We start from the raw sequence: 25,233 nt of genomic DNA, 5'->3' as shown, positions 1-25,233 counted from the left end.
GCGCCGTCAGGCCCGAGAAATTACGGCATTTCCGGCGGCGTAATACCAAAGTGATTCCAGGCGCGCACTGTCGCCATTCTTCCGCGCGGCGTGCGTTGCAAAAAGCCTTGCTGAATCAGATACGGCTCCAGCACATCCTCAATCGTTTCACGCTCTTCGCCGATGGCCGCCGCCAGGTTATCCAGCCCGACCGGCCCGCCAAAGAATTTGTCGATCACCGCCAGCAGCAGCTTGCGGTCCATGTAATCAAACCCTTCGGCATCAACGTTCAGCATATCCAGCGCCTGCGCGGCAATATCAGCGGAAATGGTACCGTCATGTTTCACTTCGGCAAAATCCCGCACGCGTCTGAGCAGGCGGTTAGCGATACGCGGCGTTCCTCGTGCACGACGCGCCACCTCCAGCGCCCCCTCATCGCTCATCTCCAGGCCCATAAAGCGCGCACTGCGGCCAACGATATACTGAAGATCTGGCACCTGATAAAACTCCAGACGCTGCACAATACCAAAACGATCGCGCAGTGGTGAAGTCAGTGAACCCGCGCGAGTCGTCGCGCCAATCAGGGTAAACGGCGGCAGGTCGATTTTAATCGAGCGCGCCGCCGGTCCTTCACCGATCATAATATCCAGCTGATAATCTTCCATCGCCGGATAGAGCACCTCTTCCACCACCGGTGACAGCCGGTGGATCTCATCGATAAACAATACGTCGTGGGGCTCAAGGTTGGTCAGCATCGCGGCCAGATCGCCCGCTTTTTCCAGCACCGGGCCAGACGTGGTGCGCAGATTGACGCCCATTTCATTGGCAACGATGTTGGCAAGCGTGGTTTTCCCCAGACCGGGAGGACCAAAAATCAGCAGGTGATCTAGTGCATCGCCACGCAGTTTTGCCGCCTGGATAAAAATCTCCATCTGCGAGCGCACCTGCGGTTGACCGATGTACTCTTCGAGTAGTTTCGGGCGAATGGCACGATCGGCAACCTCTTCGGGGAGGGTGGCAACTGCCGAAATCAGGCGATCTGCTTCTATCATCCTTTACCTCATAACGCGGCGCGCAGGGCTTCGCGTATCAGTGTTTCACTGCTGGCATCCGGGCGAGCGATTTTACTCACCATGCGGCTGGCTTCCTGTGGTTTATAGCCCAGCGCCACCAGCGCCGCAACCGCTTCCTGTTCAGCATCGTCCGACGTCGGGCTCGCTGGCGAGGTCAGCACCAGATCGGCGGCTGGCGTAAAGAGATCGCCATGCAGGCCTTTAAATCGGTCTTTCATTTCAACAATCAGTCGTTCAGCGGTCTTTTTGCCGATGCCTGGCAACTTGACAAGTGCGCCCAGCTCTTCACGTTCGACAGCGTTAACAAACTGCTGTGCGGACATCCCGGACAGGATGGCCAGCGCCAGTTTTGGCCCGACGCCGTTGGTTTTGATGAGCTCTTTGAACAGCGTGCGCTCTTGTTTATTGTTAAACCCGTACAGCAGTTGTGCGTCTTCACGCACCACGAAGTGGGTAAAGACAACGGCTTCTTTTCCGGATTCCGGGAGCTCATAAAAACAGGTCATTGGCATATGCACTTCATAGCCAACGCCGCCCACTTCGAGTAACACCAGCGGGGGTTGTTTTTCCAGAATGATGCCTCTGAGTCTGCCTATCACGTTACGCTCCTGCGTTGGGCCGAAAGTAAAGCCGTATCATAAAAAAAGGCTGGATAAATATCCAGCCTCATTTGTTATTATCGCAAGCGACCTCGCGCCAGATTAAGCCTGGATTCACTCACTTGCATCGCATTCTGACTGACGTGGCAGTGGGTAATGGCGATGGCCAGCGCATCTGCCGCATCCGCCTGTGGATTCGCTGGCAGTTTCAGCAAGGTTCGCACCATGTGCTGCACCTGACTTTTCTCTGCACTACCAATACCGACTACCGTCTGCTTCACCTGACGTGCCGCGTACTCAAATACCGGCAGTTCCTGGTTGACCGCCGCCACAATCGCCACCCCGCGAGCCTGCCCCAGCTTAAGCGCAGAATCGGCGTTCTTCGCCATAAACACCTGCTCGATGGCAAAGTAGTCGGGCTGAAACTGGGTGATGATTTCCGTCACGCCGGCATAAATCAGCTTAAGGCGCGACGGAAGATCGTCGACTTTGGTACGAATGCAGCCGCTGCCGAGATACGTCAGTTGTCTGCCTGTCTGACGAATCACGCCGTAACCGGTAATGCGGGAGCCCGGATCAATACCGAGAATGATGGACATCACGCGCCTCCGGTGGTAACGGGGTTAAGCCACATCATTCTAATGTAGCGGCAACCTCATCAGAGATCTCACCGTTATGGTAAACTTCCTGCACGTCATCACAGTCTTCCAGCATGTCGATCAGACGCATCAGTTTCGGTGCGGTTTCCGCATCCATGTCTGCTTTAGTTGATGGGATCATAGAGACTTCAGCGCTGTCGGCTTTCAGCCCAGCCGCTTCTAAAGCGTCACGCACTTTACCCATTTCTTCCCATGCCGTGTAGACGTCAATTGCCCCATCATCAAAGGTCACAACGTCTTCCGCACCCGCTTCCAGTGCCGCTTCCATGATCGCGTCTTCATCCCCTTTTTCGAAGGAGATCACGCCCTTTTTGCTGAACAGGTAAGAAACAGAACCATCCGTCCCCAGGTTACCGCCGGTTTTGCTGAAGGCGTGGCGCACTTCGGCAACGGTACGGTTACGGTTGTCAGACAGGCATTCAATCATGACCGCCGTGCCGCCAGGGCCGTAGCCTTCATAGATGATGGTTTCCATGTTCGCATCATCATCACCGCCCACGCCGCGTGCGATTGCACGGTTCAGAGTGTCACGGGTCATGTTGTTAGCCAGCGCTTTGTCGACTGCCGCACGCAGACGCGGGTTCGCGTCCGGATCGCCGCCGCCCAGTTTTGCTGCCGTCACCAGCTCACGAATGATCTTGGTGAAGATTTTGCCGCGCTTGGCATCTTGCGCCGCTTTACGATGTCTGGTGTTGGCCCATTTACTATGACCTGCCATAAAAGTTCTCCATTTCCCGTTGCCTTTCAGCCCTCAGGTGCGTTGGCTGCACCCGCTCGCCCCCATCACTGACTCAAGTAAGCTTAGGGTGACTCCCGGTCTTGCCGCCTTCCTGAGAACTGAAATTCCAGGGAAAACTATTTAAGGTTAATTACAAATTCTTCAATCGCCTGCCGGTTGCTCCATGACTTGGTGAGTGCCGCGGCAGCGGGCGCATCGAGCCACTGGTAGGCCAGATGTTCGCTAAAAACGATCTGACGCTCGTGCGGCAGCGCAAGGCAGAACCAGGATTCTGTATTGCGCACCACGCCCGGAGCATAGCGATGACGTAAATGTGAAAAAATTTCAAACTCCACCGTGCGCTGACAGTCAATTAAGGTCAGTTGCTCAGACGCAACGTCAATGGCGACCTCTTCCTTTACTTCGCGCAAAGCGGCCTGCGACGCGGTCTCCCCCTCTTCCACACTGCCGGTCACCGACTGCCAGAATTCAGGATCGTCGCGTCGCTGCAACATCAGCACCCGTTTCGTCTCTTGGGCAAAGATCACGACCAGGACAGAAACAGGACACTTATACACTTTATCCTTCACGCCGCCTCTTTGTTGGCTGCCTTCGTTCATCCCATTCACATAGTTATCTATGCTCATGGGAATTCACTCAGTTGCCGCCGCGATGCAGCGCGAATGATTTCGTGTATATCTGCCATATCAGTTTTTCTCTTCCTTTTTAACCACGTCGATACCCAACTCAGTCAGAGCCGTCTGGTTCGCAAAGCTCGGTGCTTCAGTCATCAGACAGGCCGCAGCGGTGGTTTTCGGGAACGCAATAACGTCACGAATATTATCGGTGCCGGTCAGCAGCATGGTCAAACGGTCAAGACCGAATGCCAGACCTGCGTGCGGCGGCGTACCGTATTTCAGCGCGTCTAACAGGAAGCCAAACTTCTCACGCTGTTCCTGTTCATTGATGCCCAGAATGCCAAACACGGTCTGCTGCATTTCACCACTGTGAATACGCACGGAACCGCCGCCCACTTCATAGCCGTTGATGACCATATCGTAGGCGTTCGCCACCGCGTCTTCCGGTGCCGCTTTCAGTTCGCTCGCGGTCATGTCTTTGGGTGAGGTGAACGGGTGGTGCATTGCGGTCAGACCGCCTTCGCCGTCGTCTTCAAACATCGGGAAGTCGATGACCCACAGCGGTGCCCATTTCGTTTCGTCAGTCAGGCCCAGGTCTTTGCCCAGTTTGAGGCGCAGCGCGCCCATAGAGTCGGCAACCACTTTCTTGTTGTCCGCGCCGAAGAAAATCATATCGCCGTCTTGCGCCGCGGTACGATCCAGAATGGCTTCCACGATTTCAGCGTTCAGGAACTTGGCAACAGGGCTGGTGATCCCTTCCAGACCTTTCGCGCGCTCGGTGACTTTAATGTAAGCCAGACCTTTCGCACCGTAGATCTTAATGAAGTTACCGTAGTCGTCGATCTGCTTACGACTCAGAGCGGCACCGCCCGGTACGCGCAGCGCAGCAACGCGTCCTTTCGGATCGTTTGCCGGACCGGAGAAGACCGCGAATTCGACGGCTTTCAGCAGGTCGGCAACATCCACCAGTTCCATCGGGTTACGCAGGTCTGGTTTATCGGAACCATAACGGCGTTCGGCTTCAGCAAAGGTCATGATCGGGAAATCACCCAGTTCCACGCCTTTCACATCATTCCACACGCTGCGCACCAGCGCTTCCATCACTTCACGCACCTGTTCGGCAGTCATGAAGGACGTTTCCACATCGATCTGGGTAAATTCCGGCTGACGGTCAGCACGCAGGTCTTCGTCGCGGAAACATTTGACTATCTGATAGTAGCGGTCAAAACCGGACATCATCAGCAGCTGTTTGAACAGCTGCGGAGACTGCGGCAGCGCGTAGAATTTACCTTTGTGCACACGCGAAGGAACCAGATAGTCACGCGCACCTTCCGGCGTGGCTTTGGTCAGCATCGGAGTTTCGATGTCGAGGAAACCGTGATCGTCCATAAAGCGGCGCACCAGGCTTGTGATCTTCGCACGGGTTTTCAGGCGTTGAGCCATTTCCGGGCGACGCAGATCCAGATAGCGGTACTTCAGACGCGCTTCTTCGGTGTTTACGTGGTTGGAGTCAAGCGGCAGTGATTCAGCACGGTTGATGATCGTCAGCGAAGAGGCCAGCACTTCGATTTCGCCCGTTGCCATCTCGCCATTGACGTTTTTCTCGTCACGTGCACGCACGGTGCCCGTCACCTGGATGCAGAACTCATTACGCAGTTCAGAGGCCAGCTTTAACGCGTCCGCACGATCCGGATCGAAAAACACCTGCACGATACCTTCGCGATCGCGCATGTCGATGAAGATCAGGCTACCAAGATCACGACGACGGTTGACCCAACCACACAGAGTCACCTGCTGCCCCACGTGGGACAAACGGAGCTGTCCGCAATATTCTGTACGCATGAGATATCCCTTAATTAGCCGCAGGCGGATTGTCGCCTGTCTTGCAGGCCACGATGTCGCAGCTTTAACTGTATGTCACAACTGAATGAAAAAGGCGGCTATTATACTGGAAATTCTGCCGCACGATAAGTCCGGTACTGACTGTACGCCTGTTTCCTGGACGGGCCTTGCGAATTCTCACAAAAAATAACAAAAATTGTCGCTCCTTACACACGCAATCGCGATTAAGGTGTAACGGAATCTTGATTTTGACGGGAGTTACCATGTTACAACTGAACGCTAAAACGACAGCCCTGGTCATTATTGACCTGCAGGAAGGGATCCTGCCCTTCGCCGGCGGCCCTCATTCAGCCAATGACGTGGTGGCGCGCGCCGCGCGACTGGCGCAGACATTTCGAGCTAAAGGCTCTCCGGTGGTGATGGTCCGCGTGGGCTGGTCTGACGATTACGCCGAAGCGCTCAAACAGCCCGTTGACGCACAGGCCCCGGCTAAAGCGCTACCGGAAAACTGGTGGACGTATCCAAAGGCGCTGGGCAAGGCCGACAGCGATCTGGAAGTCACCAAACGCCAGTGGGGCGCATTCTATGGCACAGACCTGGAGCTTCAGTTACGCCGTCGCGGTATCGACACCATCGTGCTGTGCGGGATTTCGACCAACATCGGCGTCGAGTCCACCGCGCGTAACGCCTGGGAGCTGGGCTTTAGCCTGGTGATTGCCGAAGACGCCTGCAGTGCCGCCAGCGCCGAACAGCATCAGAACAGCCTGACCCACATCTTCCCTCGCATTGCGCGCGTGCGCCGTGCAGAAGAGATCGTCAACGCCTTATGATCTACATTGGCCTGCCGCAATGGTCGCACCCGAAGTGGGTGCGTCTTGGCATTACGGGTCTTGAAGAGTATGCCCACCACTTTAACTGTGTGGAGGGCAACACCACGCTGTACGCGCTGCCAAAAGCGGAGATCGTGGCACGCTGGCACGCGCAAACGACCGATGCGTTCCGTTTTTGTTTTAAATTTCCGGCGACCATTTCTCATCAGGCAGCGTTGCGCAACTGCGATGATTTGCTCCACGAATTTCTGACCCGGATGTCACCGCTGGAAACCCGCATTGGTCAGTACTGGCTGCAATTGCCCGCCAGCTTTGGTCCACGCGATCTCCCTGCCCTCTGGCATTTTCTCGATGCCTTGCCGCAGACGTTTACCTACGGCGTCGAGGTGCGCCACCCAGAGTTTTTCGCCAAAAGCGACGCGGAACAGCAGCTCAATAGCGGGCTGCATCAGCGCGGAGTCAATCGGGTGATCCTCGACAGTCGTCCGGTACACGCGGCCCTTGCGCATAATGAAGCCATCCGCGATGCCCAACGCAAGAAACCGAAGCTGCCGGTGCATGCCGTCGTCACCGCGAACCATCCGCTGGTGCGCTTTATCGGCAGCGATGACATGCGGCAAAACCGGGAATTTTTTGCCGCATGGCTAAAAAAATTACCGCTCTGGGAGCAAACCACCACGCCGTATCTTTTTTTACATACTCCGGATATCGCGCAGGCTCCAGAACTGGTCGACACTTTGTGGCAGGACTTACGTACCGCCTTACCGGACATCGGAACTGCTCCGTCCATTCCACAGCAATCTTCTCTTTTCTGAAATTGCCACCTATCATAGACAGTGCCATCAGCCATTTTAAAGGGAGTTTGTATGGTAAGCGCGCTGTATGCCGTTTTGGGTGCGTTGTTGTTGATGAAGTTTTCTTTTGACGTTGTCCGCCTGCGGATGCAATACCGCGTTGCCTATGGCGACGGCGGCTTCAGTGAACTCCAGACCGCCATCCGCATTCATGGTAATGCGGTGGAATACATTCCCGTCGCGTTAGTGCTGTTGCTGTTTATGGAAATGAACGGCGCAGAAACCTGGATGGTGCACATTTGCGGCATTATTCTGCTCGTGGGTCGGCTGATGCATTATTACGGTTTCCACCACCGTCTGTTCCGCTGGCGTCGCTCAGGCATGAGCGCCACCTGGTGCGCGTTGCTGCTGATGGTGTTGGCGAACCTTTGGTATATGCCGTGGGAGTTGGTTTTCTCCCTGCATTAGCGCACAATACGCCACTTTATTTTTCCCGGATTTTTACGTTATGTCTCACCGCGACACGCTTTTTTCTGCGCCAATCGCCAGCCTGGGCGACTGGACTTTCGATGAACGGGTAGCCGAAGTCTTCCCGGATATGATCCAACGTTCTGTCCCCGGCTATTCCAATATTATCTCGATGATTGGTATGCTTGCCGAGCGCTTTGTGCAGCCGGATACGCAGGTTTACGACCTGGGCTGTTCGCTGGGTGCAGCGACGCTCTCTGTGCGTCGCAATATTCATCATGAAAACTGCAAAATTATCGCCGTTGATAACTCCCCGGCGATGATCGAACGCTGCCGCCGTCATATCGATGCTTACAAGGCGCCGACACCCGTCGAGGTCGTGGAAGGCGACATCCGCACGATTACCCTCGAGAACGCCTCAATGGTGGTACTGAATTTTACCCTGCAATTCCTTGAGCCACCGGAGCGCCAGGCGTTGTTGGATAAGATTTATCAGGGGCTGAATCCGGGCGGTGCGTTGGTACTGTCGGAAAAATTCAGTTTTGAAGATGCAAAAGTCGGTGAACTGCTGTTCAACATGCATCACGACTTCAAGCGGGCAAACGGCTACAGCGAACTGGAGATCAGCCAGAAGCGCAGCATGCTGGAAAATGTGATGCTGACCGATTCGGTCGAAACCCACAAGGCGCGCCTGCGCCAGGCCGGTTTTGAGCACAGCGAACTGTGGTTCCAGTGCTTTAACTTTGGCTCCCTGGTGGCGCTAAAAGCTGGGGCGAGCGCATGATCGACTTTGGTAACTTCTATCAGCTGATTGCCAAAAATCATCTTGCCCACTGGCTGGAAACACTTCCCGCGCAGATAGCCACCTGGCAGCGCGATCAGCATGGTCTCTTCAAGCAGTGGTCAAACGCGGTGGAATTTCTGCCGGAACTGACGCCGTACCGTCTGGATTTATTGCACAGCGTGACGGCGGAAAGTGAAGAGCCGCTAAGCCCAGGGCAACTCAAGCGTATCGATACCCTGATGCGAAATCTGATGCCGTGGCGTAAAGGGCCGTACTCGCTGTATGGCGTGAACATTGATACCGAATGGCGCTCCGACTGGAAATGGGATCGCGTGCTGCCACATTTGTCAGACCTGACCGGGCGTACAATTCTGGATGTCGGTTGCGGTAGCGGCTACCACATGTGGCGCATGATTGGCGCGGGGGCACATCTGGCCGTCGGCATTGACCCAACACAACTGTTCCTGTGCCAGTTTGAAGCGGTGCGTAAACTGTTGGGTAACGATCAGCGTGCGCATCTGCTGCCGCTGGGCATAGAACAACTGCCAGCGTTGAATGCGTTTGATACCGTCTTTTCGATGGGGGTGCTTTACCATCGCCGCTCACCGCTGGAGCACCTCTGGCAGTTGAAAGATCAGTTGGTGAAAGACGGTGAACTGGTGCTTGAAACCCTGGTAGTGGAAGGCGACGAAAACACCGTACTGGTGCCGGGCGACCGCTACGCGCAGATGCGTAACGTCTATTTCATCCCTTCCGCACTGGCGCTTAAAAACTGGCTGGAGAAATGCGGCTTTGTCGATGTTCGCATCGCAGATGTTTGCATCACCTCAACCGAAGAGCAGCGTCGTACCGAGTGGATGGTTACCGAATCGCTGGCCGACTTCCTCGACCCGAACGATCACAGCAAAACCGTTGAAGGTTACCCTGCCCCGTTACGCGCGGTATTGATTGCACGTAAACCGTGATGTTGTGGGTCGTAGGCCGGATAAGGCGTTAGCCGCATCCGGCGTTTTGCCGGAGGCGCTTCGCTTATCCGGCCTACGGTTTCTGATGGAATAAGGTTCTTTCTCCAAAATAGTTCGGTTTGCAACAAGGCGGCGACACAGCGAATCCCTGGGAGCTTACATAAGTAAGTGACCGGGGTGAGCGCGGAAAGCCAACACAGTTGCAGGCCTAAATATGCAGGAGAAAGATAAAAAAAGGCCCCTGTTGAATGGGCAGGGGCCTGGTACGAGCAAGCATCATATTGGGCGACATGATGCAACGGTAAAATCATTTGGCCTGATGGCGAACCATGATTCCTTTCATTTCAGCAACCGACTTGCCGTCTACCGCATAGCGGGAATATTCATCCGCTTGCTTATCTGTCGACATTGACAGACCCTGATTGCGATAACGCATCGGCGAAGCCATCAAGGTTCCGGCGGAGCTATGTACTTCCCGTACCCCGACATCCAGGAAACGCGACAGATTTTCTGCGCGAACCCCCGCTCCGGCCATAATGATTGGAGCACCGGGTTGAGCAATAAGTTCCAAAATATTTGCTAAACCTTGCACTGCATCAGATTTTTGCCCCGACGTCAGCACTCTGGCGATCCCCAATTCTGCGAGATTCTTCAGTGCATTTAACGGATTAGCACACATGTCAAAGGCGCGATGGAAGGTCACGGCCAGTGGACCCGCTGCAGCCATAATCTGCTGCATACGCGGCATATCGACATGACCATCAGGGTCAAGAATCCCCGTCACCAGTCCAGGAAAACCCAGCTCACGCACGGTCCGTACATCATCCAGCATCGCAGCGAACTCGCCGTCGGTATAACAAAAATCCCCACCGCGTGGACGGATGATCGGATGTACAGGAATCGTCACCGCCTGACGGACCGAGCGTAACACGCCCAGTGACGGCGTTAAGCCCCCCTCCTTTGGCGCGGCGCACAGTTCAATGCGGTCCGCACCGTTTTGCTGCGCCGTGAGCGCGCACTCCATGCTGTAACAACAGATTTCCAACAATGCCATATTCACTCCTGTTGCTGTTCGCTAGCGACAATCGCCTCAATCGACCACGGGTGGAACTTGACGGTCACCTTCCCGTCAGTGACCGCCAGCGTCGGGTTCGACAGACGTTCATGTTCCCCTTTCGGTGAACTGGTTTTCACAAAAATGCCCGGCTGGCTCAGCCCGTCATCCGAAAGCAGCGCCAGCGCGCGCGCGTTCAGGGTTTCAGGATCGCCCGGCAGGACGATTTCAATATGTTCCCACCCTTCATGAGGATACCGCTTTTCTCCGGGCCACGGCAGTTCCACCACACAAAAACGCCAGTGCGCGACGCACACCGGCTCATGCAGTTTAAACAGGCAAATCGGTCTGCCGTTGATGGTATTTTCCGACAACAGCTCACCACACTGTTCAAATCCGCGACGCCAGCGTTCGGCAGTGGCATCCTGATGACAGCGCAAAGAAATGTGATCGGCCTCAAGCGGTGAAACATCCAGACCGAGGCGAGTGGAAAGTTCTGTGAACGCCTGAGTGAATCGCGGTAAATCTGCGGAAATATCATGCAGTTCGTCAATGGTCTGCCAGTTCGCCATAATAAGAGCTCTTATCGGTGTACAAAGCCGCTAATTTACTCTGTTGGCCTCTCGCAACCAACCGTAGATTACGGGTTTTGCGGTATGCATGCTTATGCACTCCTTTAACGCTTATTTTCTGCGCACGCTTGCGGCTGTGCAGTGCTGACGCAGGGGGGCATTTGCAGTATACTCCCGCCCTTAATTCTTAAACTGGTGCGGTAAATAACATCCCGCTTCATCAACGTAAGGTATTCCGGTGAATATTCAGGCTCTTCTCTCAGAAAAAGTCAGTCAGGCCATGATTGCTGCAGGCGCGCCTGCAGATTGCGAACCGCAGGTTCGTCAGTCAGCAAAAGTACAGTTCGGCGACTATCAGGCCAACGGCATGATGGCAGTTGCTAAAAAACTGGGTATGGCTCCGCGACAACTGGCTGAGCAGGTGCTGACTCATCTGGATCTGAACGGTATCGCCAGCAAAGTTGAAATCGCGGGCCCTGGCTTTATCAACATTTTCCTCGATCCGGCGTTCCTGGCAAAACACGTGGAACAGGCGCTGACCTCCGATCGTCTTGGCGTGGCTAAACCAGCAAAGCAGACGGTAGTGATAGATTACTCCGCGCCGAACGTGGCGAAAGAGATGCACGTCGGCCATCTGCGTTCCACCATTATCGGTGATGCCGCCGTGCGTACCCTTGAGTTCCTCGGCCACCACGTTATTCGCGCCAACCACGTCGGCGACTGGGGCACCCAGTTCGGTATGCTGATCGCTTATCTGGAAAAACAGCAGCAGGAAAACGCCGGTGAAATGGCGCTGGCCGATCTCGAAGGTTTCTACCGTGAAGCCAAAAAACACTACGACGAAGACGAAGCCTTCGCCGAGCGCGCACGTAGCTACGTGGTAAAACTGCAGGGTGGCGACGAGTACTTCCTGCAAATGTGGCGCAAGCTGGTCGACATCACCATGTCCCAGAACCAGATCACCTATGACCGTCTGAACGTGACCCTGACCCGCGACGACGTTATGGGCGAAAGTCTGTACAACCCGATGCTGCCGGGGATCGTGGCCGATCTGAAGGCTAAAGGTCTGGCTGTCGAGAGCGAAGGCGCAACCGTGGTATTCCTTGATGAGTATAAAAACAAGGAAGGCGAACCGATGGGCGTCATCATTCAGAAGAAAGATGGCGGTTATCTGTACACCACCACCGATATTGCCTGCGCCAAGTACCGTTATGAGACGCTGCATGCCGATCGTGTGCTCTATTACATCGACTCCCGTCAGCACCAGCACCTGATGCAGGCGTGGACCATCGTGCGTAAAGCCGGTTATGTCCCGGATTCCGTGCCGCTGGAACACCACATGTTTGGCATGATGCTGGGCAAAGACGGCAAACCGTTCAAAACCCGTGCGGGCGGCACAGTGAAACTGGCTGACCTGTTGGACGAAGCGCTGGAACGTGCGCGCCGTCTGGTGAGTGAAAAGAACCCGGATATGTCGGCAGACGAGCTGGAAAAACTGGCCAACGCCGTCGGTATTGGCGCGGTCAAATATGCCGATCTGTCGAAAAACCGCACCACCGACTACATTTTCGACTGGGACAACATGCTGGCGTTTGAGGGTAACACCGCGCCATACATGCAGTACGCCTACACCCGCGTGCTGTCGGTATTCCGTAAGTCTGGTCTGGATGAAAATGATCTGGCGAACGCGAAAGTGCAGCTCAGTGAGGATCGCGAAGCGCAGCTGGCGGCCCGTCTGTTGCAGTTTGAAGAGACGCTGACCGTTGTCGCGCGTGAAGGGACACCGCACGTAATGTGTGCGTATCTGTATGACGTCGCCGGTCTGTTCTCAGGTTTCTACGAGCACTGCCCAATCCTGAGCGCAGAAAACGACGAGATCCGTAACAGCCGCCTGAAACTGGCGCTGCTGACGGCGAAAACATTGAAGCTCGGTCTGGATACATTAGGCATCGAAACCGTAGAGCGGATGTAAATGATAGCAAAAACCCGGCAACCGCCGGGTTTTTTGATGCCCACCTACCCTACTGCCGCTAACGGACAAACACATCAAACTCCAGCCGTTCACCATCGGGACCGCGAATCAGCAAGAAACGCACGTTATCTTCTTCAATCGGCCCTTCATCCAACGGATAGCCAAGCATTGCCAGTTTCCGCTGAACGGCATCAAGGTCGCTGACTTCCAGCGCAAGATGATCGATACCGCAGCGAGGGACGTCAAAAGGTGTCCCTTCGGGAAGCTGATACAGTTCAAGAACCGCCCCACCCATTTCAATGAATGCCACGTCAATATTTCCCTGCGGCGACGTTTTACTAAACCGCTGCTGGCGCTTAAAACCCAGAGGTTCGTAGAAGGCCAGCGACCGCGTTAAATTACTGACCTGATAGCCAACATGGGCAATCGTCTTGATCAACTCGCGCATGTCATACCCCCTTACGCACACACCAGAAACCGTAGAAAGCGACGTAAACAAAGCACAATAACGGGGCGATAAAGGCGATTTGCATATTGCCGCCGTTCATATCAGAGATAATGCCCATCACCAGCGGAATCACTGCGCCGCCGATAATTGACATCACCACTATCGAGCCTGCGGTTTGGGTATCTTTCCCCATGCCTTTGATGACCAGGCCAAAGTTCGTCGGCCAGCATGGTGCCATGCAGAAACTCACGAGGATAAGCGCGTACACGGCAAGCATTGAACTGTTAAACACCGCGATCAACAAAAGCCCGGTTGCCGCTAAGGCGAAGCTGCCGAGCAATAACGCCGGATTCAGGCGATTCATCAGCCAGGTGGCAACCGTTTTGCCAATGGCGTAAATCACCAGTGAGGCAAGCAACCAGTAGGTCGCTGAGTGTTCGCTCGTTCCCTGCTGTACAAGCTGAACGAAACGAATCGTGAAACTCCATACGCCAACCTGCGCTCCGACATAAAGGAACTGCGACAGTACGCCGAGACGAAAACGCGGCATTGCAAACAAGCGCTTCACGGTGGGCCCCATCTTTTCCGCAGAAACCTGTTGCTGAGATTGTGCGCCTTTACACGACGGGAATTTAATAAACACAAAAACCAGAGCCAGCACAACCAGCACCGAACCAATAATCAGATAGGGCCCGACCACCTGACTCACCATCTGATGGCGAGCCGCATCCGCAACCGCGGTCGGCATTGCCTGCAACGCTTCATGGCTGGGGTCGTTTTCACCAAAGACCATCACCTGGCCGATAAGCACGCCGGAAATGACGCCCAGCGAATTAAAGATCTGCGAGAAATTAATGCGCTGTGTGGAAGATTGAATGGGCCCCAGCAAACTTGAGTAGGTATTCGCCGAGGTTTCCAGGAAGGAGAGTCCACAGGCAATTACCCCCAGGCAGGCGAGGAACGCGCCATAGGTCATTATCTGAGCGGCGGGAACAAAAAGGAAGCACCCCAGGGCATACAGGCATAATCCAATGATAATCGCCACTTTATACGAATAGCGCTTAATCAGCGCCGCCGCAGGTAGCGCGACAAAAAAGTAGCCCAGGAAAAAAATCGACTGTACCAGCGCGGTCTGGGTATCCGTCAGATCGAACCCCTTTTTAAACTGGGCAATCAAAATATCATTCAGGTTGCCCGCCATCCCCCATAGCGCAAACAAGCAGCAAACCAGTAAAAACTGTAGCCATGGGGTATGCGATAAATAAGCGCTGGTATCCAGTTTTTCGTTCTGGACCACCGCTTTATCGACCTTATCCGTAATTAGCGTACTCATTGAGCTATCCTCGTAATGGTTTTCATATTGTAGGGTTCATGTCATTTCATCATCAGAAGCGGCACGGAAAAGATGTTCATGTTCGCCATACAGGTCTACGCGATCGTCCATTGCGTCGGCATGTCGTCTGTCGGCCCGGGAATCCCAAAAGCCCACTCGTCCCGTCAGTCCCATGTTCTCTATCCGCATCTGCGATAGGTGAAATGTCGTGACGCATAAGGCCTCTTCATTACAGCAACCAGGTGATTTCCGGGCAAAAGCAGCCCCCGCCGCACACAGCAGCGTTTCAACAATGCATGTATTAGTCGTCACAACATGACGAGTACTCAGACGATTTGACTGCCGACGTTATGCCGGTTTTTTTAAGCAGAGGTGCGCCAGACGATCTATCCGACCCATCCCCCTTCATGCCTCTTTTCTCATCCCCGCCCTGCTAATTAAAAACAAATGAAAATAAAAAAATGCTAAATTGATCACGTTATTTTCATTTGATGCGTTTTTAAATGGATTTAAGCGTTAAAACAGCGTCAAATGAAACCAATTAAAAACAAAGGGCAGGATATAACCATGAATGAAACAACCCGTCGTTTTGCACGTTTAATCGATCTGAGCGCAGTACAGGCGACCAGTACCGAAGCTGATGTCCGTGCCTCCGCCGAACTGGCAACCCGGTACAACATCATTTCCGTGCATGTACTGCCTTGCTGGACACGCTTTCTCAGCACGTTGCTACCTCAGCAAGGGACTGGAGAGGTGATGATTGGCGGGCCAGTCGGCTTTCCCGGTGGCGGGCATGCCACTGATACCAAGGTTCAGGAAGTGAGGCAGCTTATTGCCGATGGTGCTCGTGAAGTGGATATGGTGGTGAACATTGGCAAAGTGTTATCCGGGGATTATGACTATGTGCGCGACGATTTACGCCGCGTGGTGGAAGCCGCAGCGCCAGTACCGGCAAAAGTGATTCTCGAAACGCACTATTTGAACGAAGAACAGATTCGCCGCGTTTGTGATATTGCCGTAGAAGTCGGGATGAAATGGGTTAAAACCTCTACCGGTTGGGCCCCGACTGGCGCAACGGTGGAAAAAGTCAGCATTATCGCCGATCAGCTTAACGGCCGTATCGACATCAAAGGCGCCGGGGGCATTCGTGACCTGGAAACGGTCCGCGCGCTCTACCAACTGGGCGTTCGCCGTTTCGGCATGAGCCATGGCGCGGTCACAAAAGTGCTGGCTGAACTGGAGCAATATCCTGAACGTTTTCCTGAGTTGAACGCCGATTAAACCGAAGGGCTGCGGGCCTGATGGCCCGCCTGAAACGTCACCGGAGTCAGTGATGAAAGATAAAATACTCACGATCGATGTTGGCACTGGCAGTACTCGCGCAGCGATTCTGCATGTCGATGGCACAATGGTCGGCTTTGCTCAAAGAGAGTATGAGCAGACGACGCCACAGGCGGGCTGGTCAGAACAGTCCCCTTCTTTATGGTGGCAGGCCGCCTGCGAATGCGTACGCGAGGTTCTCTACCGTTATCCTGAAACGGCTTCGCAGATAGCGGTCATCGGCGTTTGCGGGCAGATGCATGGAACCGTGCTGCTGGATAATCATGGCGAGCTGGTAGAAGACAGGGCGCTATTGTGGAATGACAAGCGTAGCCAACCGCAGGTTGACGCCTTTGCTGTGCGTGAAGGGCGGGAAAAATGGCTGTCGCATTTAAATAACCCGCCCGCGGCGGCCTGGCCCGCGTTCAAATTAGCCTGGTGGCGTGAGCATAAGCCGGAAAGCTGGTCGAAAATCGCCACCATTCTTATGCCGAAGGATTACATCAATTTCATGTTAACCGGCGCGCTGGCGACCGATTATAGTGAAGCATCCTGTTATTTTCTGATGGACAGCGAGACCCGTCGATGGTCTTCACAGGCCTGCGCTCTGTTTGGCTTACGCGTTGAGCAATTGCCGACGCTGAAGTTATCCAGCGATATCATTGGATACGTGACGCCCGAAGCATCCCGTCTGACCGACCTCCCATGCGGGATCCCGGTGGTTGCAGGAACATCTGATATGGCAGCGTCCCTGCTGGGTTCTGGGGTCTATGAGCCGGGAATGGCGTCTGACTCTACGGGAACATCGACGTTACTCACGGTCGTCGCAAAGCACCCGTTACAGCATCCCCTCGTTAATAATCTTCATCTGGCTAACGCTGCCTGGGGCGGATTCACTATTCTGGATGCTGGCGGTGATGCCGTCCGCTGGGCGCGGCTGGCGCTTGCCGACAATCAGATTACGCACCCGCAGCTTTTACAGGAAGCGGCGACGGTACAGGCGGGCGCTGAAGGGCTGCTATTTCTTCCCTATCTGACGGGAGAGCGACTGGCTGAAAAAAATAACTCGCGCGCGCAGTTCTTCGGTTTGCAACGAAAGCATCGCCGCGGTCATTTATTCCGTGCGGTACTGGAAGGTGTGGCTTTTGCTTCCTGGCGCAATCTTCGCCAGTTGCAGGCGTGCGGGCAATACCCTGAACAGATGATCGCTTCCGGCGGTGGCGCACGCAGCCCGCTATGGCTTGAAATCAAAGCGGCGGCATATAATCTCCCGATATTATCTACGCGTAATCAGGAGAATGGCGTCACCGGATGCGGTATTATCGCAGGGGTTGGCGTGGGGCTGTACGCTGATTTTGCCAGCGGTGTGCGACAGACGGTTCAGTTCGACAAACTGATTTCGCCAGATCCCCGTCTGCGGGATTATTACCAGGCCTGCACTGAGCTTTTTGATACGCTCTACCAGCAGTCCACCGCCTTATATGACAGGCTGGATGTCCTGAGCGCAGGACCAGACTGAAGATAAGCCAGCGCGCTATCGTGCGGAACGCGCCGTAAATAAGAGAGGAAGAATGTTTGCAGAAGAAAGACAGGAGAAGTTGCTCAGTATTCTCAGGGAAAAACGCAAAGTCACTGTTTCTGAAATGTGCGATCTCTTTAATGTATCCGGCGCAACCATTCGAGCCGATCTCCGTCAGTTGGAAGATGAAGGGTTGCTTACCCGAACGCATGGCGGCGCCGTTCTCCGTACGCGGGCGAGTTTTGAACAGGCTTCTGACACCCGCGAAATTGTCAACCTGAGCGCTAAGGAACGGATTGGCCAGCGCGCGGCGGCGCTGGTTGAAGATGGCGATATTATTGTGCTGGATACAGGCACAACGACCCTACACATCGCGCGTAATATCCGCGATCGGCAGAACGTGACCGTGGTGACCAATGATTATCAGATCGCTCGCGAACTGGAATCCAGTCCCTCAATTCAGACCATCCTGCTGGGCGGGATCGTGAAGAAAGGATACCACTGTGTGGTGGCGATAAACGGACGATCCATTCTCGATACGCTGAACGTCGATAAAGCGTTTATGGGGACCAATTCGCTCTCGCTCAAACAGGGTGCCTGTGTGGCTGACATTATGCTGGCAGAAACAAAACGGGGCATGGTTGAGCATGCAAGCCAGGTGATTATCGTTTGCGACTACAGCAAACTGAAGAACACGTCACTGGCTCAATTTACCTCAGCAGATCGTATCAATACCCTCGTGATTGATCGCTTGCCCGATGAGGCAACAGAGTATCGCAATGCGGGTATACAGATTATTTCCCTGGATGAAGAGGCACGCCTGTAGACTTTAGCGTGGTGAAGTGCCCGGATGCGGCGACTGCCTTATCCGGGCTCCCCGTCACACCGCCCCGGAGGACGACGCGTTCCGGAGGAAAGGTCAGAAGTACTTGCGTAAATACTCCGTCAGACACAGCATCGCCATTGCCTGGCCGTAGGGCATGGACGTCAGCGGTATCGCCCGATAGAAGTCGAGATCGTGCCCCATTCCCGTACCGAAAGAGGTTTGTAGCAGTTCCCCTTGCGGTGAAATGTTCCGCACAATTCCGCGAATCGCTTTTTCCGCCACGTCGGCATATTCCGCACTGACAAACCGTTTACGCACGGCTTTTAAAATCCCGTAAGCGAACCCTGCGGTGGCGGAAGCTTCCAGGTAGGAATGCGGGTCGTCAAGCAGCGTATGCCACAGTCCGCTCTCATCCTGACAGTTCGCAAGCGCGGCAATCTGCGCATTCAGCACCTGCACCAGATAGCGGCGTACGGCGTTGTTTTCCGGCAGGTTCACCAGTTCGAGGAAGTCCGGGATAACAATGGTTAGCCAGCTATTGCCGCGTGCCCAGCGGGCGTTGGCAAAGTTATGATGTCCGTCGTAATTCCAGCCGTGGAACCACAGGCCGGTCTCCCGGTCCATCAGATTCTGTACGTGCAGCAGAAACTGATAGGTCGCCTCTTCCACATATTCAGGGCGGTTAAGCAACTGTCCAATTTTCGCCAGCGGCAGCACCGTCATCATCAGCGTGTCATCCCACATCTGCTGATGGTTCTCTTCCGCCAGCGTGATGTGCTGCATGCCGCCATGATCGGTGCGCGGCATCTCATACATCGCCCATTCCGCCCAGGCGTCGAGCCACGGCAGATAAGCCGGGTTACGCGTCTCCTCATAGCGATACGCCAGAGTCAGGAACGGCGCCATCGTGTTGACGTTTTTGGTGGTGGTCCCTTCGGCAAAACGGTCGGCGAACCAGTTGTCGATAATATCGCGCATGGTCTCGTCACCGGTCTGCTGGTAGTACTGATACATCCCGTACAGCCCAACGCCGTGCGTCCATTCCCACCCTGCCCAGCCTTTGGTGTCTATCACGCGTCCGTCGTCCAGGCGCAGCAGAAATTGACCAGTCTCGTCCTTGATGTTCACCAGATTGGTTGTCACCGTCTGAATTAACGTTTTCAGTTCTTCCCGGGAGATAAAACGTTCCGGCTGACGCAGTAATGCGCTATGTTTGACAGGCCAAACCTTCATATCCTTAACCTCTGTTGTAAGTCGAATTCAATATCGCAGCCTGCTTCAGTGAGGGAGCCGCTGGTTTGTTACGATTCAGATAACCAATGTTGTTGTTACCCCAAAGTGATTCATACGGCAGTCCGGCGAGCATCTCGACGGTGGCGCGCGCCTGTGGCGTAATGCTTTCCGGCATTGCGCAGCCTGACTCGCGCATTTTCGCCGTCTCTTCGCGCAGCGTGCTGTGGGTTTGCAAATTCAGTTTAAAGCGCAGGGAAACCAGGAAACCGCAGGCCAGCACCAGTAGCGTACCGCAGCTGAGGATCAGCAGGATGGTATGGCTGACCGCTTCAGGCTGCGTGCTCTGCCCTGAGACAAAGCCTGACATTTGCATGACAATGCCGACCAGCATCACCGCTCCAGCCTGTGACGCTTTACGCGTCAGGGTCATGATCCCAGCGAAGATCCCTTCGCGGCGCTGACCGGTAATGACTTCATCCACATCCGCAATGTAGGTGTAGGTGTTCCACGGTACATAGTTGATCCCCCCACGACCCAGACCTGCCACCGCGGAAACCAGCAGTAACAGAGAGTAGACATCGCTCAATCCGGCGTAGTAAAGCACCGCATAAGAGAGTGAACTCAGACCGAAAAGCACCACCACCATTCGGTAGGATGGCGCAGGTCCAAAACGGATACATAGCGGAATCATGGCGATGACTGCAATAAACTGGAAGATAGCCATCGTTCCAAGCAGATTCGACGCCATTGAGGCTTCCTGCATCAGGACAAACACGACGTAATAGGTAAAGACGGCGTTGAACACGTCCTGGGCAATATAGCCGCCAAGGTACATCCCCAGATGCTGGCGGAATATTTTAATACGCAGTGTAGAGCTTAACTCTACGAACAGACGATTCATGCTCTGACTGAACGTCAGGCTCTTTTTCTCTTCTTCTGCGCGCAGCGCGGCTTCTGTCCACTCTTCACGCGGACGTTCCCAGGTAAAGAACCAGACAAAGGTCAGCATCAACGCGCACAGTACCGAGAACACGAGGCTGGCATAAAAGAAGGAGATCGGGTTGTGCTTACCGAAAGCGGTTAACAAAATGCCGGGCAGGAAAGAGGCCAAAATAGCGGACATTTGCGCCATACCAATACGCGCGCCGGAAAACTTGGTTTTCTGTTTGAAATCATCGGTCATTTCCGGTACCAGCGTCTCGTAAGGCACCAGGATCATGGTATAGACAATATCAAACAGCAAATAGGTCAGCAGGTAATACCAGAAGCTCATATCCCCTACCCACATCAGTGAGTAGCTGAATACGCACGGGATCCCCAGCAAGATAAAGAATTTACGCCGACCAAAGCGCTTGCCGAGCCAGCTGGAGCCGAAGTTATCGGTCAAAAAGCCCATCAGCGGACTGACAACGGCATCCAGCACCCTTGCGGCCGCAAAAATGAAGGTCGCTTCGATGGGAGAAAGTCCGCAGAAGGTTGTATAGAAATAGAGCAGCCAGGCTGCCGTAAGCGCCGTGGTGCCTGCGCCCAGGAAATCGCCTGAGCCATAGGCGAAATAATTCACCAATCCAATTTTACGTGTTTTCATCACCGTTAACCCTGCAAATGGTTGGGGGACTCCCGGCCGGTTGGCTGCGCCAGGGGAGTACTTACACGGCTACAGTAAAAGCTTACAAAGTGGGATACCTTTTCGTTTTTGCCACCTGTTGGAGTGAAATGGCAAAAACGCAAAGAGACCGGCAACACGTGTCACCGATTTATAAAACAGCGTTTCTTTTAGATCAAAAGGTGAGGCCAAAAATGCGAGTCAGGCAGCAATTCAGTCCGCTGCCTGATGAGGAGAATAACCGTTATTGATAGTTCACAATCACCTGATTGCTCTGGACTTTTAATGCGGGAATTAAACGACCGCCGCCGGGAACTTCCCAGATGAAACGCAGCGGTTCAACGGCGGGCACATTGCTAAATGCCATCGTTGTGCCGCTCTGTCCCTCTATCTCCACGCAGCGGGATTGCGAGCATAAGCGCACCCGTAAGCCAGCAGGCGTCGGGCCATTCAGCTCATAACGCCAGGCGACCAGCGTCATCAGACCCGAGACGGGCTGGCTGGATGAAAGCGGCGCCGACGACGCTGACACACCACGATGATTCAGAGTAATACCGATGCTGCTGGCCTGCCACGCCCCTTCCCCGGCAGCCTGTAACGTCAGCGGGAAGAGTAACAGCCAAAAGAGTTTGCGCATTATTTACCTCCAATAGTCGCCGTCATGCGGATGTTACGGTTATCGGACAACTCCATGTTCGACAGCACCACCAATTGCGGCAGGCTGCGGCGCAGGAAACGTGACAGCAATGGACGCAAGGCATGGTTAACCAACAGCACCGGTGGCGCGCCCAACATCTCCTGACGAGACAGCGCCTCCTGGGTTTGCGCCAACAGACGGTCGGCAAGACCCGGCTCCAGTCCACCGCCGCCCTGTAGCGCCTGCAACAGCAGACGCTCCAGCGCGGTGTCGAGGCCAATCACACTGACTTCATGGTTACCCGGGAACCACTGCTGAGTAATGGCGCGACCCAGCGCCACCCGAACCACCGCAGTGAGTTCATGCGGATCGCTCTGCAACGGTGCATGTTCTGCCAGCGTTTCCAGAATGGTACGCATATCGCGAATCGGCACTTTTTCGTCCAGCAAATTCTGCAACACTTTATGCAGCGTGGTCAGGGTTACCACGCCAGGCACCAAATCTTCGGTCAGCTTCGGCATATCCTGTGACACGCGATCCAGCAGTTGCTGCGCTTCCTGGCGACCGAACAGTTCAGACGCATACTGACCGATCAGGTGATTCAGATGGGTGGCGACCACGGTACTGGCCTCCACCACGGTAAAGCCCTGAATCTGCGCCTGTTCTTTTAGCGCGCTTTCGATCCAGATAGCGTCCAGGCCAAATGCCGGATCAACCGTCTGCTCGCCCGGTAATGTGCCGGCCGCGGTACCAGGGTTGATCGCCAGCCAGCGTCCCGGATAGGCGTCGCCGCTGCCAATCTCAACGCCTTTCATCAGAATGCGGTAATGCGCTGGCTGGAGATCCATATTGTCGCGGATGTGCACCACCGGCGGCAAAAAGCCCATGTCCTGGGCGAACTTTTTACGAATACTGCGGATACGCCCCAACAGTTCGCCATCCTGCTGAAAATCGACCATCGGGATCAGGCGATAGCCCACTTCCATGCCAAGCGAGTCTTCCAGTTGCACATCGTTCCAGGTGGCTTCCACCACCGAATTATTTTCCGGAACTTTAGTTGGCTGCGGCTCGGCAGGCGCCTTCTGTTCACGGCCCCGGATCCACCAGGCCAGTCCCAGCAGCGCAGCGGTAAACATCAGGAAGACGAGGTTTGGCATCCCCGGTACCAGCCCCAGCAAACCCAGTACCGCGGCACTGAGCAACATCACCCTGGGGTTACTGAACAGTTGCCCGACCATCTGCTCGCCAACGTCCTGATCGGTACTGACGCGGGTGACGATGACGCCCGCCGCCGTTGAGATCACCAGCGCCGGGATCTGCGCCACCAGACCATCACCGATAGTCAGCAGGGTATAGCTTTCCGCAGCATGCCCCATGGACATACCGTGTTGCAGCACGCCCACCAGCAGACCGCCCACGACGTTGATCACCATAATCAGAATACCGGCGATAGCATCACCGCGAACAAACTTACTCGCACCGTCCATCGACCCGTAGAAGTCGGCTTCCTGGGTCACTTCAGAACGACGCTTTTTCGCTTCATCTTCGCCGATAAGACCGGCGTTAAGGTCAGCGTCAATCGCCATCTGTTTACCCGGCATTCCGTCAAGGACAAAGCGCGCGCCCACTTCGGCGATACGCCCGGCACCTTTGGTGATGACCATGAAGTTGATGATGACGAGGATGACGAACACCACGATACCGATGGCGAAGTTGCCACCGACCAGGAAGTGGCCGAACGCTTCAACCACCTTCCCCGCTGCCGCCGCACCGGTGTGCCCTTCCATCAAAATGATACGGGTGGAGGCCACGTTCAGCGCCAGACGCAGCAGCGTGGTAAACAGCAGAATGGTCGGAAACGCGGCAAACTCCAGCGTACGCTGGGTGAACATCGCCACCAGCAGCACCATAATCGACAGCGCGATGTTAAAGGTAAACAGCAGGTCAAGGATGAACGCCGGCAGCGGCAGGACCATCATCGACAGGATCAGCAGGATGAGGATCGGCCCGGCAAGGATCTGCCACTGCGTGTTTTTTATGTTGTTGGGCAGGCGCAGCATCGCGACCAGATTAGCCATCAGTAGTCTTCTCGTTCATAAAATCCAGAGCTTCAGGCACCGGAAGATTTGCAGGTTGTGGTGGACGTTCCCCACCGGCGAGTCGCCAGCGTTTAAGCTGCCAGACCCAGGCCAGCACTTCCGCGACGGCGGCGTACAGTTGCCCCGGGATCTGCTGACCAATCTCAGCATGACGATAAAGCGCACGCGCCAGCGGCGGCGCTTCAAGCGTGGGAATTTTGTTCTCGGCACCGATCTCACGAATACGTAACGCCACAAGTCCAGCCCCTTTCGCCACCACTTTCGGCGCGCTCATCTTGTTCTCGTCGTACTGAAGCGCCACCGAATAGTGCGTCGGGTTGGTAACGATGACATCGGCATTGGGGACGTCGCTCATCATGCGTCGACTCGCCGCCTGGCGCTGCATCTGCCGGATACGCCCTTTCACGTGAGGGTCGCCTTCGTTCTGTTTAAATTCGTCGCGGATATCCTGGCGTGACATGCGCAATTTTTTCAGATGGCTCATGATCTGGAAAATCACGTCGAATCCGACCATCGGAATCACGCCCAACACGACCAGCAGCGCACACAGCCCGACGAGATCCATCGCGTTGCCCATCGCCGTACGCGGGGACTCCGCCATCAAACGCATCATCTCCGGCCAGTTGTGCCACAGATACAGCGCCGTCACGCTGCCCACCAGCGTGGATTTCAGAATCGCCTTCAGCAACTCCGCCCCCGTCTGCGCCGAGAACATACGTTTGATGCCAGGCAGTGGGTTGAGCTTGGAAAATTTGGGTTGCAGCGATTTACCGCTAAAGACCAGACCACCGAGCAGAACCGGCGAGATCAGCGCCACCAGCACCACGCCGGTGATCAGCGGCAATAGCGCGATCATCGCTTCTTTAATCAGCAGTATGATTTGCCCGAGAATCAGATTGGGGTCATTGACCATGCTGTGGTCAAAGCGCAGTCCCGCTGACAACATGCCCGACAACCGTCTGGCCAGCGACTCGCCGCCAATCCAGATAATGCAGACGCCCACCAGCAAAATCAGCAGTGACGTCAGTTCTCTGGAACGGGGTATCTGCCCTTCTTCCCGCGCTTTTTCAAGTCGGTGGGGGGTGGGGGCTTCTGTTTTGTCGTCGCTCTCGCTCTCTTCAGACACGCATCAGATCCTGGATGGGCTTATGAGCGAAAATGATGCCAGAACAACATTGAGTTAATGGCAAGAGTAAGCAGCAAAAAAGGCAGGGTTTATGGCCTTAAGCCAGATAGCCGGATGGGAGAAACTCGCCATCCGGCCA

24 protein-coding genes are annotated in these 25,233 nt (G+C 54.9%); 9 read left to right on the top strand and 15 right to left on the bottom strand.

Features of this window, described 5'->3' with window-relative positions:
• Positions 1–20 precede the first annotated feature (20 nt).
• From ruvB to aspS, 6 genes are all read right to left on the bottom strand, one after another.
• The gene (gene ruvB, locus GBC03_15455) at positions 21–1,031 is read right to left on the bottom strand and encodes a Holliday junction branch migration DNA helicase RuvB (GenBank protein ID QFS71499.1); all 1,011 of its coding nucleotides are present in this window, start codon (positions 1,029–1,031) and stop codon (positions 21–23) included.
• Positions 1,032–1,039: 8 nt separating this feature from the next.
• Positions 1,040–1,651, bottom strand: a complete 612-nt coding sequence (gene ruvA / locus GBC03_15450; protein QFS71498.1) for a Holliday junction branch migration protein RuvA — start codon at positions 1,649–1,651, stop codon at positions 1,040–1,042.
• Positions 1,652–1,728: 77 nt separating this feature from the next.
• Positions 1,729–2,250, bottom strand: a complete 522-nt coding sequence (gene ruvC / locus GBC03_15445; protein QFS71497.1) for a crossover junction endodeoxyribonuclease RuvC — start codon at positions 2,248–2,250, stop codon at positions 1,729–1,731.
• 34 nt (positions 2,251–2,284) lie between these two features.
• Positions 2,285–3,028, bottom strand: coding sequence for a YebC/PmpR family DNA-binding transcriptional regulator (locus GBC03_15440; GenBank protein QFS71496.1), 744 nt, complete (start codon positions 3,026–3,028; stop codon positions 2,285–2,287).
• A 137-nt stretch (positions 3,029–3,165) separates the two neighbouring features.
• Positions 3,166–3,618: a dihydroneopterin triphosphate diphosphatase gene (gene nudB / locus GBC03_15435; GenBank protein QFS74021.1), complete on the bottom strand. Its 453-nt coding sequence runs from the start codon at positions 3,616–3,618 to the stop codon at positions 3,166–3,168.
• 117 nt (positions 3,619–3,735) lie between these two features.
• Positions 3,736–5,508, bottom strand: a complete 1,773-nt coding sequence (gene aspS, locus GBC03_15430; protein ID QFS71495.1) for an aspartate--tRNA ligase — start codon at positions 5,506–5,508, stop codon at positions 3,736–3,738.
• A 263-nt stretch (positions 5,509–5,771) separates the two neighbouring features.
• Here aspS and GBC03_15425 point away from each other — a divergent pair, with 263 nt between their 5' ends.
• Genes GBC03_15425 through cmoB form a run of 5 tightly spaced genes read left to right on the top strand, consistent with a single transcriptional unit; the run spans position 5,772 to position 9,349 of the window.
• Complete coding sequence (locus GBC03_15425; GenBank protein ID QFS71494.1) at positions 5,772–6,338, top strand: hydrolase; 567 nt, start codon at positions 5,772–5,774, stop codon at positions 6,336–6,338.
• Positions 6,335–7,153 (top strand): DUF72 domain-containing protein, encoded by an 819-nt coding sequence (locus tag GBC03_15420; protein ID QFS71493.1) that lies wholly within the window; start codon positions 6,335–6,337, stop codon positions 7,151–7,153. Before GBC03_15425 ends, GBC03_15420 begins: the two co-directional genes overlap by 4 nt.
• A 51-nt stretch (positions 7,154–7,204) precedes the next feature.
• Positions 7,205–7,600, top strand: a complete 396-nt coding sequence (locus GBC03_15415; GenBank protein ID QFS71492.1) for a hypothetical protein — start codon at positions 7,205–7,207, stop codon at positions 7,598–7,600.
• Positions 7,601–7,640: 40 nt separating this feature from the next.
• Positions 7,641–8,384 (top strand): carboxy-S-adenosyl-L-methionine synthase CmoA, encoded by a 744-nt coding sequence (cmoA, locus tag GBC03_15410; GenBank protein ID QFS71491.1) that lies wholly within the window; start codon positions 7,641–7,643, stop codon positions 8,382–8,384.
• Positions 8,381–9,349: a tRNA 5-methoxyuridine(34)/uridine 5-oxyacetic acid(34) synthase CmoB gene (cmoB, locus tag GBC03_15405; protein ID QFS71490.1), complete on the top strand. Its 969-nt coding sequence runs from the start codon at positions 8,381–8,383 to the stop codon at positions 9,347–9,349. Before cmoA ends, cmoB begins: the two co-directional genes overlap by 4 nt.
• Before the next feature lie 307 nt (positions 9,350–9,656).
• Here the strand turns inward: cmoB and GBC03_15400 are convergent, their stop codons facing one another.
• A complete protein-coding gene (locus GBC03_15400) occupies positions 9,657–10,403 on the bottom strand; it encodes a copper homeostasis protein CutC (protein QFS71489.1) in 747 nt (248 codons plus the stop codon).
• A gap of 2 nt (positions 10,404–10,405) precedes the next feature.
• Positions 10,406–10,975, bottom strand: coding sequence for a VOC family protein (locus GBC03_15395; GenBank protein QFS71488.1), 570 nt, complete (start codon positions 10,973–10,975; stop codon positions 10,406–10,408).
• Between the two features lie 238 nt (positions 10,976–11,213).
• On the opposite strand from GBC03_15395, the gene argS reads away from it, so the two are divergent.
• Entirely contained in the window at positions 11,214–12,947 is a 1,734-nt protein-coding gene (gene argS / locus GBC03_15390) for an arginine--tRNA ligase (GenBank protein QFS71487.1), read from the top strand.
• Between the two features lie 58 nt (positions 12,948–13,005).
• Here argS and GBC03_15385 read toward each other — a convergent pair whose 3' ends face one another.
• Positions 13,006–13,395, bottom strand: coding sequence for a VOC family protein (locus tag GBC03_15385; protein QFS71486.1), 390 nt, complete (start codon positions 13,393–13,395; stop codon positions 13,006–13,008).
• Position 13,396: 1 nt separating this feature from the next.
• Positions 13,397–14,728: an L-fucose:H+ symporter permease gene (fucP, locus tag GBC03_15380; GenBank protein QFS71485.1), complete on the bottom strand. Its 1,332-nt coding sequence runs from the start codon at positions 14,726–14,728 to the stop codon at positions 13,397–13,399.
• A 531-nt stretch (positions 14,729–15,259) separates the two neighbouring features.
• Between fucP and deoC the strand changes: the two genes are divergently transcribed.
• Genes deoC through GBC03_15365 form a run of 3 tightly spaced genes read left to right on the top strand, consistent with a single transcriptional unit; the run spans position 15,260 to position 18,393 of the window.
• Complete coding sequence (deoC, locus tag GBC03_15375; GenBank protein ID QFS71484.1) at positions 15,260–16,009, top strand: deoxyribose-phosphate aldolase; 750 nt, start codon at positions 15,260–15,262, stop codon at positions 16,007–16,009.
• 52 nt (positions 16,010–16,061) lie between these two features.
• Positions 16,062–17,567 carry a pentose kinase gene (locus tag GBC03_15370; GenBank protein ID QFS71483.1) on the top strand — a complete coding sequence of 502 codons (1,506 nt, stop codon included), beginning with the start codon at positions 16,062–16,064 and terminating at the stop codon, positions 17,565–17,567.
• A gap of 52 nt (positions 17,568–17,619) precedes the next feature.
• Positions 17,620–18,393 (top strand): DeoR family transcriptional regulator, encoded by a 774-nt coding sequence (locus GBC03_15365; GenBank protein QFS71482.1) that lies wholly within the window; start codon positions 17,620–17,622, stop codon positions 18,391–18,393.
• A gap of 93 nt (positions 18,394–18,486) precedes the next feature.
• On the opposite strand, the gene GBC03_15360 is transcribed toward GBC03_15365, so the two are convergent.
• From GBC03_15360 to flhB, 5 genes are all read right to left on the bottom strand, one after another.
• Entirely contained in the window at positions 18,487–19,626 is a 1,140-nt protein-coding gene (locus tag GBC03_15360) for a glycoside hydrolase family 105 protein (GenBank protein ID QFS71481.1), read from the bottom strand.
• A gap of 4 nt (positions 19,627–19,630) precedes the next feature.
• Positions 19,631–21,214 carry an MFS transporter gene (locus tag GBC03_15355; protein ID QFS71480.1) on the bottom strand — a complete coding sequence of 528 codons (1,584 nt, stop codon included), beginning with the start codon at positions 21,212–21,214 and terminating at the stop codon, positions 19,631–19,633.
• A 262-nt stretch (positions 21,215–21,476) separates the two neighbouring features.
• A complete protein-coding gene (flhe, locus tag GBC03_15350; protein QFS71479.1) occupies positions 21,477–21,869 on the bottom strand; it encodes a flagellar protein FlhE in 393 nt (130 codons plus the stop codon).
• Positions 21,869–23,947, bottom strand: a complete 2,079-nt coding sequence (gene flhA, locus GBC03_15345) for a flagellar biosynthesis protein FlhA (GenBank protein QFS71478.1) — start codon at positions 23,945–23,947, stop codon at positions 21,869–21,871. Before flhA ends, flhe begins: the two co-directional genes overlap by 1 nt.
• On the bottom strand, positions 23,940–25,094 hold the full coding sequence (gene flhB, locus GBC03_15340) for a flagellar type III secretion system protein FlhB (GenBank protein QFS71477.1): 1,155 nt from the start codon (positions 25,092–25,094) through the stop codon (positions 23,940–23,942). Before flhB ends, flhA begins: the two co-directional genes overlap by 8 nt.
• Positions 25,095–25,233: the final 139 nt, after the last annotated feature.

It is taken from the genome of Citrobacter telavivensis, from assembly GCA_009363175.1.
GTDB lineage: Bacteria > Pseudomonadota > Gammaproteobacteria > Enterobacterales > Enterobacteriaceae > Citrobacter_A > Citrobacter_A telavivensis.
The sequence above is the reverse complement of the archived record's forward strand: the minus strand, read 5'-3'. Positions and strand labels throughout refer to the sequence as shown.